Below are 16,481 nucleotides of genomic sequence, written 5' to 3'. Positions count from 1 at the left end.
GCCCGCTCCCACAGGGACCGCACCAAACCTGAGCCTGATGCAATACCTGTGGGAGCGGGCTTGCCCGCGAATAGGCCCTGTAAGCCAAGCGCAAAATCTTAGCCGAGTTTTTCCATGATCTCGTCAGAGATCTGCGCGTTGGAGTAGACGTTCTGCACGTCATCCAGGTCTTCGAGCATGTCGATCAGCTTGAGCACCTTCTCGGCGCCCTCCTGGTCCAGTTCGGCGCTGGTGGTCGGCTGCATGACGATTTCTGCGTCGGCGGCTTTGAAACCCGCTTCTTCCAGCGCGTTACGCACGGCGTAGAAACTGTTGAACGAGGTGAACACCTCGAACGATCCATCGTCGTTGGCCACCACGTCGTCGGCATCGGCCTCCATTGCGGCTTCCATCAGGGCATCTTCGTCGATGCCGGGGGCGAAGCTGATCTGCCCCTTGCGCTCGAACAGGTAAGCCACCGAGCCGTCAGTGCCGAGGTTGCCGCCACATTTGGTGAAAGCATGGCGCACAGCGGCAGCGGTGCGGTTGCGGTTGTCGGTCATGGCCTCGACCATGATCGCCACGCCACCAGGGCCGTAACCTTCGTAGCTGAGCTCTTCGACGTTGTCGCTTTCGTTGGTGCCGGCGCCACGGGCCACGGCGCGATCAATGATGTCGCGGCTCATGTTGGCGCCCAGGGCCTTGTCCAGCGCCAGGCGCAGGCGCGGGTTGGAGCCTGGATCAGCACCACCCTGCTTGGCGGCAACGGTCAGCTCACGGATCCACTTGGTGAAGATCTTGCCTCTCTTGGCATCCTGGCGCTCTTTGCGGTGCTTGATGTTCGCCCACTTGGAATGACCAGCCATAACGACTCCGAATCCTTGAAACAGAAACAGGTTCCGCCCCGAAGGGCGGAACGTGGGAATACTGCGCCGAAGCGCTTGGGCGCACCCGCCGGGATGCGCCCGGGGCCGATTACTCGACCTTGGTCTGCTCGCGCAGACGGATGTGCAGCTCGCGCAGGGCCTTGGCGTCGACCATGCCAGGGGCCTGGGTCATGACGCACGCGGCGCTCTGGGTTTTCGGGAAGGCGATCACTTCACGGATCGACTGGGCGCCGGTCATCAGCATGACCAGGCGGTCCAGGCCGAAGGCCAGGCCACCGTGAGGCGGTGCACCGAACTTCAGGGCGTCGAGCAGGAAGCCGAACTTCTCTTCCTGTTCCTCGGCCTCGATGCCCAGCAGACGGAATACCGCTTGCTGCATTTCCTTGCGGTGGATACGGATCGAACCGCCACCCAGCTCGGTACCGTTCAGGACCATGTCGTAGGCACGGGACAGTGCGGTGGCCGGGTTGGCCTCGAGCGCTTCCGGGGTGCACTTCGGCGCGGTGAACGGGTGGTGCAGCGCGGTGAAGCTGCCGTCTTCGTTCTCTTCGAACATCGGGAAGTCGACCACCCACATCGGTGCCCACTCGCAGGTCAGCAGCTCGAAGTCGTGGCCCAGGCGGATACGCAGCGCGCCCAAGGCTTCGCTGACGACCTTGAACTTGTCGGCACCGAAGAACACGATGTCACCATCGACAGCGCCAACGCGGTCGAGGATGTTGTTGAGGTTGGCCTCAGGGATGTTCTTGACGATCGGCGACTGCAGGCCCTCGACGCCCTTGGCGCGCTCGTTGACCTTGATGTAGGCCAGGCCCTTGGCACCATAGATGCCGACGAACTTGGTGTACTCGTCAATCTTGCTGCGCGGCATGCTGGCACCGCCTGGCAGGCGCAGGGCGGTGACGCGGCATTTCGGATCGTTGGCCGGGCCTGCGAAGACCTTGAAGTCGACGTCTTTCAGCTGGTCGGCAACGTCGACCAGTTCCAGCGGGATACGCAGGTCTGGTTTGTCGGAGCCGTAGCGGCGCATGGCTTCTTCGAAGGTCATGTGCGGGAATTCGCCGAATTCCAGGTCCAGCACTTCCTTGAACAGCTTGCGGATCATGCTCTCGGTGAGGCCCATGATCTCGGCTTCGTCGAGGAAGCTGGTCTCGATGTCGATCTGGGTGAATTCCGGCTGGCGGTCAGCACGCAAGTCTTCATCGCGGAAGCACTTGGCGATCTGGTAGTAGCGGTCGAAACCGGCAACCATCAGCAGCTGCTTGAACAGCTGAGGCGACTGCGGCAGGGCAAAGAAGCTGCCCGCGTGGGTACGGCTCGGCACCAGATAGTCACGCGCGCCTTCCGGAGTGGCGCGGGTGAGAATCGGGGTTTCGACGTCGAGGAAGCCGTTTTCATCAAGGAAGCGACGGATGCTGCTGGTAATGCGCGAACGCAGGCGCAGCTTGTCGGCCATTTCCGGGCGACGCAGGTCGATGAAGCGGTAACGCAGGCGGGTTTCCTCGCCGACGTCGGAATATTCATTCAGCGGGAACGGTGGGGTTTCCGCTTCGTTGAGCACGTTCAGCTGATAGCCGAGGATCTCGATGGCCCCGGACGCCATGTTGGCGTTGACCGCGCCGTCCGGGCGCTTGCGCACCTTGCCGGTGATCTGCACGACGTATTCGCTGCGAACGCGATCGGCGGCGGCGAAGGTTTCGGCGCGATCCGGGTCGAACACGACCTGGGCCATGCCTTCGCGGTCACGGATGTCGAGGAAGATCACCCCGCCGTGGTCGCGGCGACGATGGACCCAGCCGCAAAGGGTGACTTCCTGGCCGTCCAGGCTCTCGTTCAGTTGGCCGCAATAATGGCTGCGCATCATGATGGTGGTTTCGCTTCTCGTGATTCGTGTATTCGTTGGAGGCCTTGGCCGCCCGGAGGGCTAATACTGCAAGACCCGGCTACTGCAATTCAACTCAGTCGGCTTTGTCGCCGCCTGCCAGGTTCTTTTTCGCCCCGGTCTTGAAGTCGGTTTCGTACCAGCCAGTGCCGCTCAGGCGAAAGCCGGGGACCGACAGCAACTTCTTCAGTGCCGGCGCCTGACAGGCCGGGCAGTCGGTCAGCGGCGCGGCGCTGATCTTCTGCAGCGCCTCCAGCCGGTGATCGCAGGAGGCACATTGATAGTCATAAAGGGGCATGAACGTCTCTCGTCAACCACAACGCTGGCTGCCGGGGCAGCAAAAAGCGGGATTATATATGGTTAACCGACACTGCGCAGCCCGCCGGGCGATCAGCGTTCACTTGGCGGATCACGCAACCAGGCCACGCAGATCACCCGGATCAGCCCGCTGAAGTTGCGCACCCCGCCCTGACGCAGGTGCACTTCGCGGTCGACATACGACAGCACGGCACTGACCGAGCATTGGTTCGCTGCGGCAATCTGGTCGAGGATACCCCAATACACGGCCTCCAGGCGCAGACAGGTGGAAAAACCATTCAACCTAACCGAACGCGACACGGGCTGGGTCTGCAACATGTCGAAATCGGCCTTGAACGGATCGATGCACTGCTTGCCTGGCCAGTGCCCCACCCTCACCGCACGCTTGATTGCTTGCATCACGCCATTTCCTCAGCTCAATCAACTGGGGTTCAATGAAGCGCTGAGCGAGGCGTTTGAAGCAGCGGCAAAATCTTCCCGCACAAACAAAAGGACCCGGCTGAAGTGGATTCAGCCGGGCCTTCGGAAAAGTACTACACGATTAACCGATCATTTACCGTCGAGCAGCACTCGCAGCATCCAGGCGGTCTTTTCATGCACCTGCATCCGCTGGGTCAGCAGATCGGCGGTCGGCTCATCGCTGACCTTGTCCACCACAGGGAAAATGCTGCGCGCAGTACGCACCACGGCCTCCTGCCCCTGGACTAGCTGGCGGATCATTTCGTCCGCAGGCGGGACGCCTTCCTCCTCTTTGATCGAGGAGTGCTTGGCATAAAAAGCATACGAGCCCGGCGCCGGGAAGCCCAGCGCGCGAATCCGTTCGGCGATCGAGTCGACGGCCAGCGCCAGCTCGTTGTACTGCTCTTCGAACATCAGGTGCAGGGTGCGGAACGACGGACCGGTGACGTTCCAGTGAAAGTTATGGGTTTTCAGATACAGCACGTAGGTATCCGACAGCAGGCGGGAAAGCCCTTCGACGATGGACTTGCGATCTTCTTCACTGATACCGATATCGATTGCCATGAAGTTCCCCTTTCCATAAGGCTTGATGATCAAGCGGGCCCGGTACACTGTATCAACACTTGGCGCAACGTGCCCATGACACAGGGCAAGCGATCGGCACCCGCCGCCTGCGGTTTGAGAACCCCCCGCCTTTGCTGTTAAATAGGCACGGTGCCACCCGTGCGGACTGTTATTGCCGGGTGCATAGGCTGGCCCACCACGTGTTCGCGCTTTATACCTCATGCGCACCGTGCCGCCAGCTCTTCCTGTGATCGGCCTTATCAACTGTGAGCCAACCCATGTTCAAGATCGTCCATCTGGTGACGGGCGTTGCGGCTTTGCTGCTATCGCTCATGCCCAGCCTCAAACCCGAAGCTACACCCTTCCTGCAGCAACCCGACGCGGTCTATCTGGCCCTGCTCGGCCTGCTCAACCTGCTGCTGGCCCCGGTCGTGCCGCTGTATTACCGCGGTGCGCGGCAACAGCTGCAATACCTGGCCTGCGCCCTGCTGGTGGTGGCCGTTGTCGTGCAGACCCTCACCCTGCTGGCACGTCCGGAAATGGGCAACCTGGCGGCGCTGGTCTGCGCTGCACTGGCCGTCGCCCTGCACCTGGTAGCCGGTTTCGCCCGCCTCAGCAAAAAGCCCCGCGCCAGCCAAGGCGCGCCAATGGAGGCCGGCAAGCGCGATACCGGCACAGTGAAGTGGTTCAACACCTCCAAGGGCTTCGGGTTCATTTCCCGCGACTCGGGTGACGATATCTTTGTCCACTTCCGCGCCATCCGCGGCGAGGGCCACCGCATCCTGGTCGAAGGCCAGCGCGTGGAATTCTCGGTGATGCACCGCGACAAAGGCCTGCAGGCCGAGGACGTGGTCGCGGTGAACCGCCGCTGACCCTGCGCAGCCCTGGGGCAACCCCAGGGCTACCCCACATCAGTAATGCGGCGGCGGCGCCTCTTCCCCTTCGCTGCCGTACTGCCCGACCATTTCTTCATAGCGCTTGATCAGCTCGGCCACCTGCAACTGCAGGCGCTCGATGACCCGCCCCTGTTCGACCACCACATCATTCAGCGCCTGGATCGTGTCGTCCTGAAACGCCTGACGGGTTTCCAGTTCAATAATGCGCGACTCCGGTGACATGTCAGGCCTCCTGGTAATCGAGTTTGAGCAGTGCACGCAGGCGCTGACGAATGGCATCCACCTGCCCCGGCGCATACTCGACAGCCGGGACCTTGCCCCAGACCGGCGCTGGCCAGGCTGCATCGCCCTGGTGGCGAACGATCACATGCATGTGCATCTGACTGACCACGTTACCCAGCGTGGCGACGTTCATCTTGTCAGCCGCGAACTCACGCTTGAGCGCTTCGGCGAGGTAGGTGGTTTCTTTCCACAGCTGTGACTGGTCTTCCTGGCTCAAGTCGAACAGCTCGCTAACGCCCGCGCGCTTGGGTACCAGAATGAACCAAGGGTAATTGGCATCCTTGCTGAGCAACAGCCGGCACAGTGGGAAATCACCAAGGACCAAGGAATCCTGCTGCAAACGCGAATCCATATCAAACACAATCAATCTCCACCCATAAACCAATGCACCAAGGATACCCTGCTTCGCCCGCCTCGACATGGTCAGGCGCAGGGCTGCACGCTTTAAGTTCATGAATCGCCAAGACTTGCACAATGGCGGTAACACAACGCTACTTTTCGCACCAAAAAGAGGCCACAAAAGTGTGCAGCACTACGCTTCTACTCACAGGAACGACTCAGGATCAACAGTCAGCGGTAACACATTGACTTTTATGGCAGCTTTTTCTTTTATCCGGCCCATTGAACCTGGCACACCATCAGACAACTCCCGCCCCGTATTCTCGGCACTTTTCGACCCTCGACAGCAGCGTCTGTGAAAATTTCATGAATCGTTGTTAATTTTGAGCACGCTTGTTGCATTCTCTTCACGCCAAGTCGGCACGACACCTGCATTGACTGGGTGACGCGACAAATAACAACAGCGAATTGGCTACCCCAGGGAGTTTCCTTAACCGGAATCTGTAGTTACAGAATCGTTACGGCAAAGGAACAGCGCTGGCGTTGGACTGCCCGGTTAACCGGGAAGTGATTTGCGACATGGAAATACCTGAATGCGACATGGCAATAAAGTTCCCGTAAGGATGATTTTTGCCATATCGCCAACAACAGTCAGCGTGCTATACATTTCCGCCGACATAACAAGAAAGAGCTGCCCCATATAACTAAAAGACTTGGGCGCAGCGGTACTCTTCCTAAAAACCAAAGGAGCAAATCACGATGCGCGTGATGAAGTGGAGCATGATCGCCCTGGCCGTTGCGGCAGGGACCTCGCAGATGGCAGTGGCCTCGTCCCAGGACGATTCCAAGGGTTTCCTCGAAGACAGCAAGCTGAACGTCAAGACTCGCATGCTGTACTTCAGCCGTGACTTCCGTAACAACGACAGCGGCCCAAGCCGCGCTGAAGAAACCGGTCTCGGCTTCGTCGGCACTTACGAATCCGGCTTCACCCAAGGCACCATCGGTGTGGGCGTCGATGCGATCGGCATGCTCGGTCTGAAACTTGACAGCGGCAAGGGCCGCGCCCGCACCGGCCTTTTCCCGACAGGTTCCGACCAACGCTCACAAGATGACTACTCCAAAGGCGGCGGTGCGGTCAAATTCCGCGTCTCCGACACCGTATTGAAAGTAGGTGATCAGTTCACCGCCCTGCCTGTGTTCGCCACCGACGACAGCCGCTTGCTGCCGGAGATGGCCGAAGGCGCCCTGGTCACCAGCAACGAAATCAAGGGCCTGACCCTGAACGCGGGTCACTTCACCGCGCTGGATGCCCAGGCCGAGACCAACCACGACAGCATGCGCCTGAAAAAGGCCGACGTTATCGGTGGCACCTACGCCTTCACCGACAACCTGTCCACCAGCCTGTACTACTCCAATGTTGAAGACTACTGGCGCAAGTACTACGCCAACGTGAACTGGGCGCTGCCAATTTCCGAGAAGCAGGGCCTGGTGTTCGACTTCAACATCTATGACACCAAGAGTATTGGCTCGGCCGACTACAAGTCCTTCGATGAAGGCAAACTGGACAACCGCGCGTACAGCCTGTCCGGTGCGTACAACATTGGCGCACACACCTTTACCCTGGCCTATCAGAAAGTCTCCGGCGACGGCGACTATGGCTATGGCGTCGACGGTGGCGGTACCGTCTTCCTGGCCAACTCCGTTGCCCGTTCCGACTTCAACGCGGAAAACGAGAAGTCCTGGCAGGCTCGCTACGACCTGAACTTCGCTGAATTCGGCATTCCGGGCCTGACCTTCATGACCCGTTATGTACGCGGTACCGACGCCCATGTCACTGGCACCAACAATGGCTCGGAATGGGAACGCGACGTAGACGTCAAGTACGTACTGCAGGAAGGCCCGGCCAAGGACTTGAGCTTCCGCGTGCGTCAGGCCACCTACCGCTCCAGCGATGGCGTCTACTACGGTTCGAACTCGATCGACGAACTGCGCCTGATCGTCGAGTACCCGCTGAGCATCCTGTAAGCCTGGCTTATAGTGCCCTGCACCTGAAAAAGCCCGGCACACTTGCCGGGCTTTTTCTTGGCTGACAACTGCCACGCCCTGGGGCATTCTGTACGCCTTCGTTTCGCCCCCGTACAATGCGGGGCTATTTCAACGTCTTAGGCAATCGACACGGCTAACCATGCGCACCAGTCAATATTTGCTCGCCACCCAGAAAGAAACCCCTGCCGACGCAGTGGTCATCAGCCATCAGCTCATGCTGCGTGCCGGCATGATCCGCAAACTGGCCTCCGGCCTGTACACCTGGCTGCCGATGGGCCTGCGGGTGATGCGCAAGGTCGAGAACGTTGTGCGCGAGGAAATGAACGCCGCCGGCGCCCTGGAAGTGCTGATGCCAAGCATCCAGCCTGCCGAACTGTGGCAGGAATCCGGCCGCTGGGAACAATACGGTCCTGAGCTGCTGCGTTTGAAGGATCGCCACCAGCGCGACTTCTGCGTTGGCCCGACCCACGAAGAAGTGATCACCGACCTGGCCCGCAACGAGCTGTCCAGCTATAAACAGCTGCCGCTCAACATGTACCAGATCCAGACCAAATTCCGCGACGAGATTCGCCCACGCTTCGGCCTGATGCGCGGCCGCGAATTCATCATGAAGGACGCCTACTCCTTCCATGCCGACCAGGCTTCCCTGCAGGAAACCTACGACCGCATGCACCAGGCGTACACCAATGTCTTCACCCGCCTGGGCCTGGACTTCCGCCCAGTGCAGGCCGACACCGGCTCCATCGGTGGCAGCTACTCCCACGAATTCCACGTCCTGGCCGAGTCCGGCGAAGACGACGTGATCTTCAGCGACAGCTCCGATTACGCCGCCAACATCGAGAAGGCTGAAGCCATCCCGCGTGAAACCGTGCGCCCTGCTCCTACCGAGGAGCTGCGCCTGGTCGACACACCGGATGCCAAGACCATTGCCCAACTGGTGGAAAACCACGGCCTGGCGATCGAAAAGACCGTCAAGACCCTGATCGTGCACGGCGCCGAAGAAGGCAAGCTGGTCGCCCTGATCGTCCGTGGCGACCACGAACTCAACGAAATCAAGGCCGCCAAGCTGGAACAGGTTGCCGACCCGCTGGTCATGGCCACCGACGCCGAACTGCGCGAGGCCATTGGTGCCGGCGCCGGTTCGCTCGGCCCGCTGAACCTGCCGCTGGAAATCGTGATCGACCGTTCGGTCGCCCTGATGAGCGACTTCGGCATCGGCGCCAACATCGACGACAAGCACTACTTCGGCGTGAACTGGGAGCGTGACCTGCCAGTCCCACAGGTTGCCGACCTGCGCAATGTCGTAGAAGGCGATCCAAGCCCGGATGGCAAGGGAACGCTGGTGATCAAGCGCGGCATCGAAGTCGGCCACATCTTCCAGCTCGGCACCAAGTACAGCGAGGCACTCAAGTGCCAGGTACTGGGCGAGAACGGCAAGCCGGTGGTGCTGTCCATGGGCTGCTACGGCATTGGTGTGTCCCGCGTGGTCGCTGCCGCCATCGAGCAGAGCTACGACGATAAAGGCATCATCTGGAACGACGCCCTGGCACCGTTCCAGATCGCTCTGGTACCGCTGCGCTACGAAACCGAGGTAGTGCGCGAGGCGACCGACAAGCTGTACGCCGAATTGACCGCCGCTGGCTTCGAAGTGCTGCTGGACGACCGCGACAAGAAGACCAGCCCCGGCATCAAGTTTGCCGACATGGAGCTGATCGGCATTCCACACCGCATCGTCGTCAGCGACCGCGGCCTGGCCGAAGGCAACCTGGAGTACAAGCACCGCACCGAATCGGAAGCCCATCCGCTGCCGCTCAATGAAGTGCTGACCTTCCTGCAGGCCCGCGTTCGCCGCTGATAATCAATGCACGAGTGATCATGTCCAAGCGAAGTACCTTTACCCTGGGGGGCGCCACACTGTGTGGCGCCCTGCTCGTCAGCGGTTGCGCCAACCAGATGTCCCAGCGCAGCGACCATGAAGAGCGCGTCGAGCGCAAGCTGCTCGAACACACCCTGCAGATCGATGTCGGCGAGCCGAAGGTGATGGAGCTTCCGCAACGGCGTGTGCGCATCCATGAACAAAAGCGCTTCGAGGTTACCGAATACGAGGTCACCCGCCGCTACGACCGCTACACGCCGTACCAGCCCTGGCGGGAGATCTACGAGATCCCGTTGGGCGCGGTCGCCGTGGTGGCCGGTATAGGGGCAAACGTGGTCAACGTGTTCGCCCTCGGTAGTCTGCCTCAGAGCATCACCCACGATTGGCTCAGCTATGGCGTGGATGGGCTCAACCCGTTCATGAACACGCCGTCCAATGGTCGCGCCCAGCAGAACCTTGCGGGCATCAGTGAAGTGCAGAAGGACAAGCGCGAAGAATTCACCAGCGTGCCGTGGAGCGAGCGACTGGTCGAGGTCAAAGCCGGCAAGATGACCCATGAGCTGACCACCGACAAGAACGGCGTGTTGCGCCTGAACCTGTTGGACAGCCCGTTCTCGGAACAGCACCTGAACCACGTCGGCACCCTGCACATGCAGGTGGTCGACGAGGACAACGGCGTGCGTGGCGATGCCAGCCTGCTGGTCAGCGCCACCTTGCGCAACAAGCTGCGCGAGGCCCACGAGCTGATCTTCGATGACCTCGAAGATGACGATGTAGGCCAGTGGGTACACCGGGTCAAGCGTTTATCCGAGCTCGGCCTGGAAGAGGAAGCCAGCGAGATGGAGCAGAGCCTGATCGAGCTGACGCGCAACGATCCAGAGCTGCAGCAGGAGTTTCTGACAGCACTGACCAAGGCCACTGGCCGGTTGGTCGCCGATCCCGGCGTGCAGTAGCTATAAAGAAGGGGCCGTTTTACGGCCCCTTCTCATTTTCCGGGGAACAATTCCAGTTGTTCATGCGCCCCGCGCAGATCCCGCAGCCTCACTCCCACCCCCAGCAAGCGCACCGGCTTGCCACCCCGGGCAAACGCCTGGCGCAGCAATTGGCGGTAGCTTTCCAGGTCCCTGCCCGCCCCCGCCTGCTCCATGGTCGTCTGGCTGAAGTCATGGAACTTGACCTTGACGAACGGCTTGTCCGGGCGATAACTGCTGTCCATCCGGGCAATACGTTCATTGAGGCTGTCGAGCAACTCAGGCAAACGTTCCAGGCAACTGGCCAGGTCCGGCAGGTCGTTGTCATAAGTGTTTTCGACGCTGACCGACTGCCTGCGGCTATCGTTGTGAACAGCACGATCATCAATCCCCCGCGCCAACCCCCACAGCCGCTCGCCAAAGCTGCCGAATTCACGCGCCAACGCCAGCCGCGACCACTCGCGCAGGTCGAGACAGGTATCGATACCCAGGCGGCTCAACTTCTCCGCTGTCACCTTGCCCACTCCGTGCAGCTTGGCCACCGGCAAGGCAGCAACAAAGGCCTCGACTTGATCCGGGGTAATCACGAATATGCCGTTGGGTTTACGCCAGTCGCTGGCAATCTTGGCTAGAAACTTGTTTGGCGCGACCCCCGCGGATACGGTGATATGCAGGGTACGGGCGACCCGCCGGCGAATGTCTTCAGCAATTCGCGTAGCACTCCCGGCATACCACTGGCTTTCGCTGACATCCAGGTACGCTTCATCCAGTGACAACGGCTCGATCAACTCGGTGTAATCACGGAAAATGGCGTGAATCTCGCGCGAAGCCTCCCGATAGGCGTCAAAACGCGGCTTGACGATTTCAAGGTCAGGGCAAAGCTTCAAGGCATGCCGCGACGACATGGCCGAGCGCACACCGTAGGCACGCGCCTCATAATTGCAGGTGGCGATCACCCCGCGACGGTCCGGGGAACCGCCCACTGCCATAGGGCGACCGACCAGGCGCGGGTCGTCACGCATCTCGATCGCGGCGTAAAAGCAATCGCAGTCGATATGGATGATCTTGCGCAAAGACATTGATGACGGCCACCACTGTAAATTCATACAGATAGTAGCGCATGCGACTGACGCTGAGACAGCCTGCTTCGATAATCGGCCTGAAAGCCCCGCCGCGCCTGAGCCGCAGCCAGGCACAAACGCTAAGAGGTTGAACGAAAAAGGGTTTTTCATCATATCGCTTGACATGGGCAGGAAAATCCGTAGAATTCGATCTCACAGGCGCGGGATGGAGCAGCCTGGTAGCTCGTCGGGCTCATAACCCGAAGGTCGTCGGTTCAAATCCGGCTCCCGCAACCAGATTCGAGAAAAGGCCACTGTTAACGCAGTGGCCTTTTTCTTTTGCCCCGCCTTTATCCGGCGAAGAAAAATCAGGTAAATCAACAAGTAGCGCTTGACACCCGCTGCTTACACTGTAGAATTCGATCCCACAGGCGCGGGATGGAGCAGCCTGGTAGCTCGTCGGGCTCATAACCCGAAGGTCGTCGGTTCAAATCCGGCTCCCGCAACCAGATTCGAGAAAAGGCCACTGTTAACGCAGTGGCCTTTTTCTTTGTGCCGAAAAACACCGCCTGAAGCAATTACGCGCCATTGAGCATTTAGCTATTGACATAGATAACCAAATCTATAAAATGCGCACCTCTGACGCGGGATGGAGCAGCCTGGTAGCTCGTCGGGCTCATAACCCGAAGGTCGTCGGTTCAAATCCGGCTCCCGCAACCATATTCGTCAGAACAAACCCCGCCTGTGTAACAGCAGCGCGGGGTTTGTTGCATTTCGTCGCCTGAAAAATCCTCCTATTCCACCCAAACCCGTTCATTTGAGGTGTCGTATTGAGGATGAACTATCTTTAACACTGCCGGACGACTGAAAGTAACGTTGCCCGGAGTAATATCAGGATACGTTTACCAAAGGGACTTTCACTTGGCCGCAGCTCTTCCCCTCCTCGCGCAGTACGCCCGAGGCATCTCATGACATCGCACAATCCTGAACCCCAGGTGCCTCTCGCTTCGGCATTGCCGACTGCTGCGCAACGCCTGCCTTGGCTGGAGCGGATGAGCCGTTACCGTCAGCCAATTGGACTGGCCGTTACCTTGTTGCTGTTTGCCATGGCGCTGATCGCCTGTCGGCATTTGTTGAGCGAGCTGGACATCTACGCCCTGCACGATGCCATGCTCGACGTACCGGCACAGTCACTGATCGGCGCCCTGCTGGCGACAGTCGCAGGGTTCGTGATCCTGTTGGGCTATGAGTGGTCGGCCAGCCGTTATGCAGCCGTCAAGCTGCCCCCGCGTACCTTGGTGATGGGTGGCTTCAGCGCCTTTGCCATCGGCAACGCGATCGGCCTGTCAATGCTCTCGGGCGGCTCGGTGCGCTACCGCTTGTACGCACGCCAGGGCCTTGGCGCCGCTGAAGTCGCGCGCATGACGGTGTTTGCCAGCCTGTCGCTGGGTTGCGCGCTGCCGCCACTGGCGGCGTTGGCGACCTTGAGCAACCTGCCGGCAGCAGCAACCGCCCTGCGCCTACCGTCGTCGGTGCTGGCTGGGATCGCCATCGCCGTGCTGGCCATCACCGCCGTGCTAGTGATCGGGCTGTATCGCCGCCGCCTGCCGGAACAACCGCTGGCCGACAATCTGTTGGTGCAATTGGGCCGCCGCACTTTGCGCCTGCCCGGTGGCCGCCTGGCGGCCTTGCAATTGCTGATTACTGCGCTGGACGTGGCCGCTGCTGCCACCGTGCTTTACTTGCTGCTGCCGCAGGCCCCACCCTTCGGCGCCTTCGTGCTGGTCTACCTGCTGGCCTTGGCCGCTGGCGTGCTCAGCCATGTGCCGGGCGGCGTCGGGGTGTTCGAGGCGATTCTGCTGGCGGCCTTCGCCGACCAGCTGGGCGCTGCACCACTGGCCGCTGCCCTGCTGCTGTACCGCCTGATCTACGTGGTGCTGCCGCTGCTGCTGGCCTGTGTACTGCTGCTGGCCAACGAAGCACGCCGCCTGCTGTTCGCCCAGCAAGCGATCAAGGCGGCCTCGGGCCTGGGCGCACCGATCCTGGCGATTCTGGTGTTCCTGTCGGGCGTGGTGCTGCTGTTCTCCGGCGCCACTCCGGAAATCGACACCCGCCTGGAGCACATGGGCTTCCTCGTGCCGCACCGGCTGATCGACGCCTCGCACTTCGGCGCCAGCCTGATTGGCGTACTTTGCCTGCTGCTGGCCCAGGGCTTGCGCCGGCGTCTGTCGGCGGCCTGGCTGCTGACCACCGTGCTTTTACTGGTCGGCGCACTGCTGTCGATTCTCAAAGGTTTCGACTGGGAAGAAGCCAGCCTGCTGACCCTGACCGCTGCGCTGTTGGCCATTTTCCGCCGCTCGTTCTACCGGCCGAGCCGGCTGCTCGAACTGCCCTTCTCACCGGTATACCTGGTGGCCAGTGCCTGCGTGGTCGGCGCTTCGGTGTGGCTGCTGCTGTTCGCCTACCAGGATGTGCCCTACACCCACAAGCTGTGGTGGCAGTTCACCCTCGACGCCGACGCCCCCCGCGGCCTGCGCGCAGCTTTGGGCAGTGCGGTGCTGCTGGTGATTGTCGCTCTCACCTGGCTGCTGCGCACCGCCCGTCCGGTCATTCACCTGCCTGACGACACCGAACTGCAACGTGCCAACCGCATCCTGCAGGCCTCCGACCAGCCCGATGGGGGCCTGGCACTGACCGGCGACAAGGCATTGCTGTTCCACCCGAGCGACAATGCCTTCCTCATGTATGCCCGCCGTGGCCGCAGCCTGGTGGCGCTGTACGACCCGATCGGCCCGGCCCAGGAACGCGCCGAGATGATCTGGCAGTTCCGCGACCTGTGCGACCTGCACCACGCCCGCCCGGTGTTCTACCAGGTGCGCGCGGAGAACCTGCCGTTCTACATGGATATCGGCCTGACTGCCCTGAAGCTGGGCGAGGAAGCGCGGGTCGACCTGCGCCGCTTCGACCTCGAAGCCAAGGGCAAGGAAATGAAGGACCTGCGTTACACCTGGAACCGCGGCGGCCGGGATGGCCTGAGCCTGGAGATTCACGAACCCGGCCAGGCCCCACTGGCCGAGCTCAAGGAAATCTCTGACGCCTGGCTCGGCGGCAAGAACGTACGCGAGAAAGGCTTCTCGCTGGGGCGCTTCAGCCCCGAATACCTGCAGCACTTCCGTATCGCCCTGATTCGTTTCCAGGGCCGGCCGGTGGCCTTCGCCAACCTGCTGGAAACCCACAGCAACGAACTGGCCAGCCTCGACCTGATGCGCGCTCACCCCGAGGCGCCGAAGCTGACCATGGAATTCATGATGATCGGCTTGATCCTGCATTACAAAAGCCATGACTACGGCCGCTTCAGCCTGGGCATGGTTCCGCTTTCCGGCCTGCAGCCACGGCGCGGCGCACCCTTGACCCAGCGCCTGGGCTCGATGGTGTTCCGTCGTGGCGAGCAGCTCTACAACTTCCAAGGCCTGCGGCGCTTCAAGGACAAGTTCCAGCCGGACTGGGAACCTCGTTATATGGCCGTACCGGCCGGGCTCGACCCGCTGGTAGCACTGGCCGATACTGCCGCCCTGATTGCCGGCGGCCTGACTGGATTGGTGAAACGTTGATGATCCGACGCTATTGGTTGTACGTACTGATTCCCCTGCTGCTGGCCGCCCTGGCCGGCGCTGCGGGCTTTTGGCTGTGGGCCCGCCCTGCCCCCGAGGCACGGCTGGAGCAGCTGACCCTCAATGACACCAGCATCACCCGGGTCACCCCTGGCGTGCACGCCAAGGCCCGTGTCGCCATCGGCGTGCCTCAGGACCAGGCCCTGACCGACAAGCAGCTGCTGGACCTGAGCCAGGCCGCCGAGGCGCAACTGGTCCAGGTGATCCTCCCACCGAATGACTGCACCAAGCAGCAGCAGGCCATGGATCAGGCACTGACCCAGCTGTCCGACAAACCGACCCTGGTCGCCGGCATCGGCCCGGGTGCATCCCAGGCATGGCGCTGGCTGGCTACCCAGCGTGACGACAAGGCGCGGGCCATCTCGGTCGACTTCACCCTGGAGCAGCCAAGCTGCAAGGCCGAGCTGCCGAAGTCGGCCGCCCACGGCCACTGGAACGTCGCCTGGAACGACAACCCGGACGACGCCAGTGCCGCCTTCGTGCGCGATCAGGCCAACGCCGAGACCAGCATCAGCGACTATGACATCCACCTGCCACAGGTGCTCAAGGCCCAGCTGACCCAGGCCTTGGTCGGCCGCGACGGCAACGCCCTGGCGATCCCGGTGGTGGAAGTCCCGGCCGGCCAGACTACCGACACCGTCACCCTGTTCCTGTCCGGTGACGGCGGCTGGCGCGACCTGGACCGCGACGTGGCGGGGGAAATGGCCAAGCTCGGCTACCCGGTGGTGGGTATCGACACCCTGCGCTACTACTGGCAGCACAAGACCCCTGAGCAAAGCGCCGCTGACCTGTCGGAACTGATGCAGCACTACCGCCAGAAGTGGGGTACCAAGCGTTTCGTGCTGACCGGTTACTCGTTCGGCGCCGACGTGCTGCCGGCCATCTACAACCGCCTGCCGGCCGAAGACCAGCAGCGTATCGATGCGGTCGTGCTGCTGGCGTTCGCCCGCAGTGGCAGCTTCGAGATCGAGGTCGAGGGCTGGTTGGGCAAGGAAGGCCAGGAAGCGCCTACCGGCCCGGAAATGGCCAAGCTGCCAGCCTCCAAGGTGGTCTGCGTGTACGGTATTGAAGAGACCGACGAGAGCGGTTGCACCGACAAGACCGCAGTGGGCGAGCGCATGAAGCTGCCAGGCGGCCACCACTTCGATGAGAACTACCCGGCGCTGGCCAAGCGCCTGATCGACGAGATCGAAACCCGTCAGGGCAAGTCCAGCGTCGCTGCACAGAACTGACAATGACTGGGGCCGCTG

General features: G+C 61.3%; 14 protein-coding genes and 3 tRNA genes. 9 read left to right on the top strand and 8 right to left on the bottom strand.

All coding sequences use genetic code 11. From position 1 onward, the window contains the following. Window positions 1–98: 98 nt before the first annotated feature. The 5 genes from APH28_RS13800 to APH28_RS13780 form a co-directional block, all read right to left on the bottom strand. Window positions 99–845, bottom strand: coding sequence for a YebC/PmpR family DNA-binding transcriptional regulator (locus APH28_RS13800; RefSeq protein WP_027919958.1), 747 nt, complete (start codon window positions 843–845; stop codon window positions 99–101). A 109-nt stretch (window positions 846–954) separates the two neighbouring features. Further along, the gene (aspS, locus tag APH28_RS13795) at window positions 955–2,730 is read right to left on the bottom strand and encodes an aspartate--tRNA ligase (RefSeq protein ID WP_060510184.1); all 1,776 of its coding nucleotides are present in this window, start codon (window positions 2,728–2,730) and stop codon (window positions 955–957) included. A 94-nt stretch (window positions 2,731–2,824) separates the two neighbouring features. Continuing rightward, entirely contained in the window at window positions 2,825–3,046 is a 222-nt protein-coding gene (locus APH28_RS13790; RefSeq protein WP_060510183.1) for an FmdB family zinc ribbon protein, read from the bottom strand. 92 nt (window positions 3,047–3,138) lie between these two features. Further along, entirely contained in the window at window positions 3,139–3,465 is a 327-nt protein-coding gene (locus tag APH28_RS13785; protein WP_156340887.1) for a ribbon-helix-helix domain-containing protein, read from the bottom strand. Between the two features lie 150 nt (window positions 3,466–3,615). Beyond that, window positions 3,616–4,089 (bottom strand): Dps family protein, encoded by a 474-nt coding sequence (locus APH28_RS13780; protein WP_060510178.1) that lies wholly within the window; start codon window positions 4,087–4,089, stop codon window positions 3,616–3,618. 278 nt (window positions 4,090–4,367) lie between these two features. Between APH28_RS13780 and APH28_RS29340 the strand changes: the two genes are divergently transcribed. Next, the gene (locus APH28_RS29340) at window positions 4,368–4,961 is read left to right on the top strand and encodes a cold shock domain-containing protein (protein ID WP_060510176.1); all 594 of its coding nucleotides are present in this window, start codon (window positions 4,368–4,370) and stop codon (window positions 4,959–4,961) included. Window positions 4,962–5,000: 39 nt separating this feature from the next. Here APH28_RS29340 and APH28_RS13770 read toward each other — a convergent pair whose 3' ends face one another. Further along, window positions 5,001–5,207, bottom strand: coding sequence for a SlyX family protein (locus APH28_RS13770; protein WP_060510174.1), 207 nt, complete (start codon window positions 5,205–5,207; stop codon window positions 5,001–5,003). A 1-nt stretch (window position 5,208) separates the two neighbouring features. Next, the gene (locus tag APH28_RS13765) at window positions 5,209–5,628 is read right to left on the bottom strand and encodes an HIT domain-containing protein (protein WP_060510172.1); all 420 of its coding nucleotides are present in this window, start codon (window positions 5,626–5,628) and stop codon (window positions 5,209–5,211) included. 737 nt (window positions 5,629–6,365) lie between these two features. On the opposite strand from APH28_RS13765, the gene APH28_RS13760 reads away from it, so the two are divergent. The 3 genes from APH28_RS13760 (at window position 6,366) to APH28_RS13750 (ending at window position 10,481) form a co-directional block, all read left to right on the top strand. Further along, window positions 6,366–7,631 carry an OprD family porin gene (locus tag APH28_RS13760; protein WP_060510170.1) on the top strand — a complete coding sequence of 422 codons (1,266 nt, stop codon included), beginning with the start codon at window positions 6,366–6,368 and terminating at the stop codon, window positions 7,629–7,631. 160 nt (window positions 7,632–7,791) lie between these two features. Beyond that, the gene (locus APH28_RS13755) at window positions 7,792–9,507 is read left to right on the top strand and encodes a proline--tRNA ligase (RefSeq protein ID WP_060510168.1); all 1,716 of its coding nucleotides are present in this window, start codon (window positions 7,792–7,794) and stop codon (window positions 9,505–9,507) included. A 20-nt stretch (window positions 9,508–9,527) separates the two neighbouring features. After that, on the top strand, window positions 9,528–10,481 hold the full coding sequence (locus APH28_RS13750) for a hypothetical protein (protein ID WP_060510166.1): 954 nt from the start codon (window positions 9,528–9,530) through the stop codon (window positions 10,479–10,481). Window positions 10,482–10,513: 32 nt separating this feature from the next. Here the strand turns inward: APH28_RS13750 and dinB are convergent, their stop codons facing one another. Then, window positions 10,514–11,572, bottom strand: coding sequence for a DNA polymerase IV (gene dinB / locus APH28_RS13745; protein WP_177334266.1), 1,059 nt, complete (start codon window positions 11,570–11,572; stop codon window positions 10,514–10,516). A gap of 208 nt (window positions 11,573–11,780) precedes the next feature. On the opposite strand from dinB, the gene APH28_RS13740 reads away from it, so the two are divergent. The 5 genes from APH28_RS13740 to APH28_RS13720 all read left to right on the top strand — a co-directional run bounded on the left by APH28_RS13740 (window position 11,781) and on the right by APH28_RS13720 (window position 16,463). Beyond that, window positions 11,781–11,857, top strand: a tRNA-Met gene (locus APH28_RS13740). Window positions 11,858–11,992: 135 nt separating this feature from the next. Beyond that, window positions 11,993–12,069 (top strand) — tRNA-Met (locus tag APH28_RS13735). 134 nt (window positions 12,070–12,203) lie between these two features. Further along, a tRNA-Met gene (locus APH28_RS13730) sits at window positions 12,204–12,280 on the top strand. 332 nt (window positions 12,281–12,612) lie between these two features. After that, window positions 12,613–15,171 carry a bifunctional lysylphosphatidylglycerol flippase/synthetase MprF gene (gene mprF / locus APH28_RS13725; protein WP_371263084.1) on the top strand — a complete coding sequence of 853 codons (2,559 nt, stop codon included), beginning with the start codon at window positions 12,613–12,615 and terminating at the stop codon, window positions 15,169–15,171. After that, window positions 15,171–16,463 carry a virulence factor family protein gene (locus APH28_RS13720; RefSeq protein WP_060510159.1) on the top strand — a complete coding sequence of 431 codons (1,293 nt, stop codon included), beginning with the start codon at window positions 15,171–15,173 and terminating at the stop codon, window positions 16,461–16,463. The genes mprF and APH28_RS13720 overlap by 1 nt, the downstream gene beginning before the upstream one ends. Window positions 16,464–16,481: the final 18 nt, after the last annotated feature.

The organism is Pseudomonas sp. NBRC 111124, assembly GCF_001320245.1.
Classification (GTDB): Bacteria; Pseudomonadota; Gammaproteobacteria; order Pseudomonadales; family Pseudomonadaceae; genus Aquipseudomonas.
The sequence above is the reverse complement of the archived record's forward strand: the minus strand, read 5'-3'. Positions and strand labels throughout refer to the sequence as shown.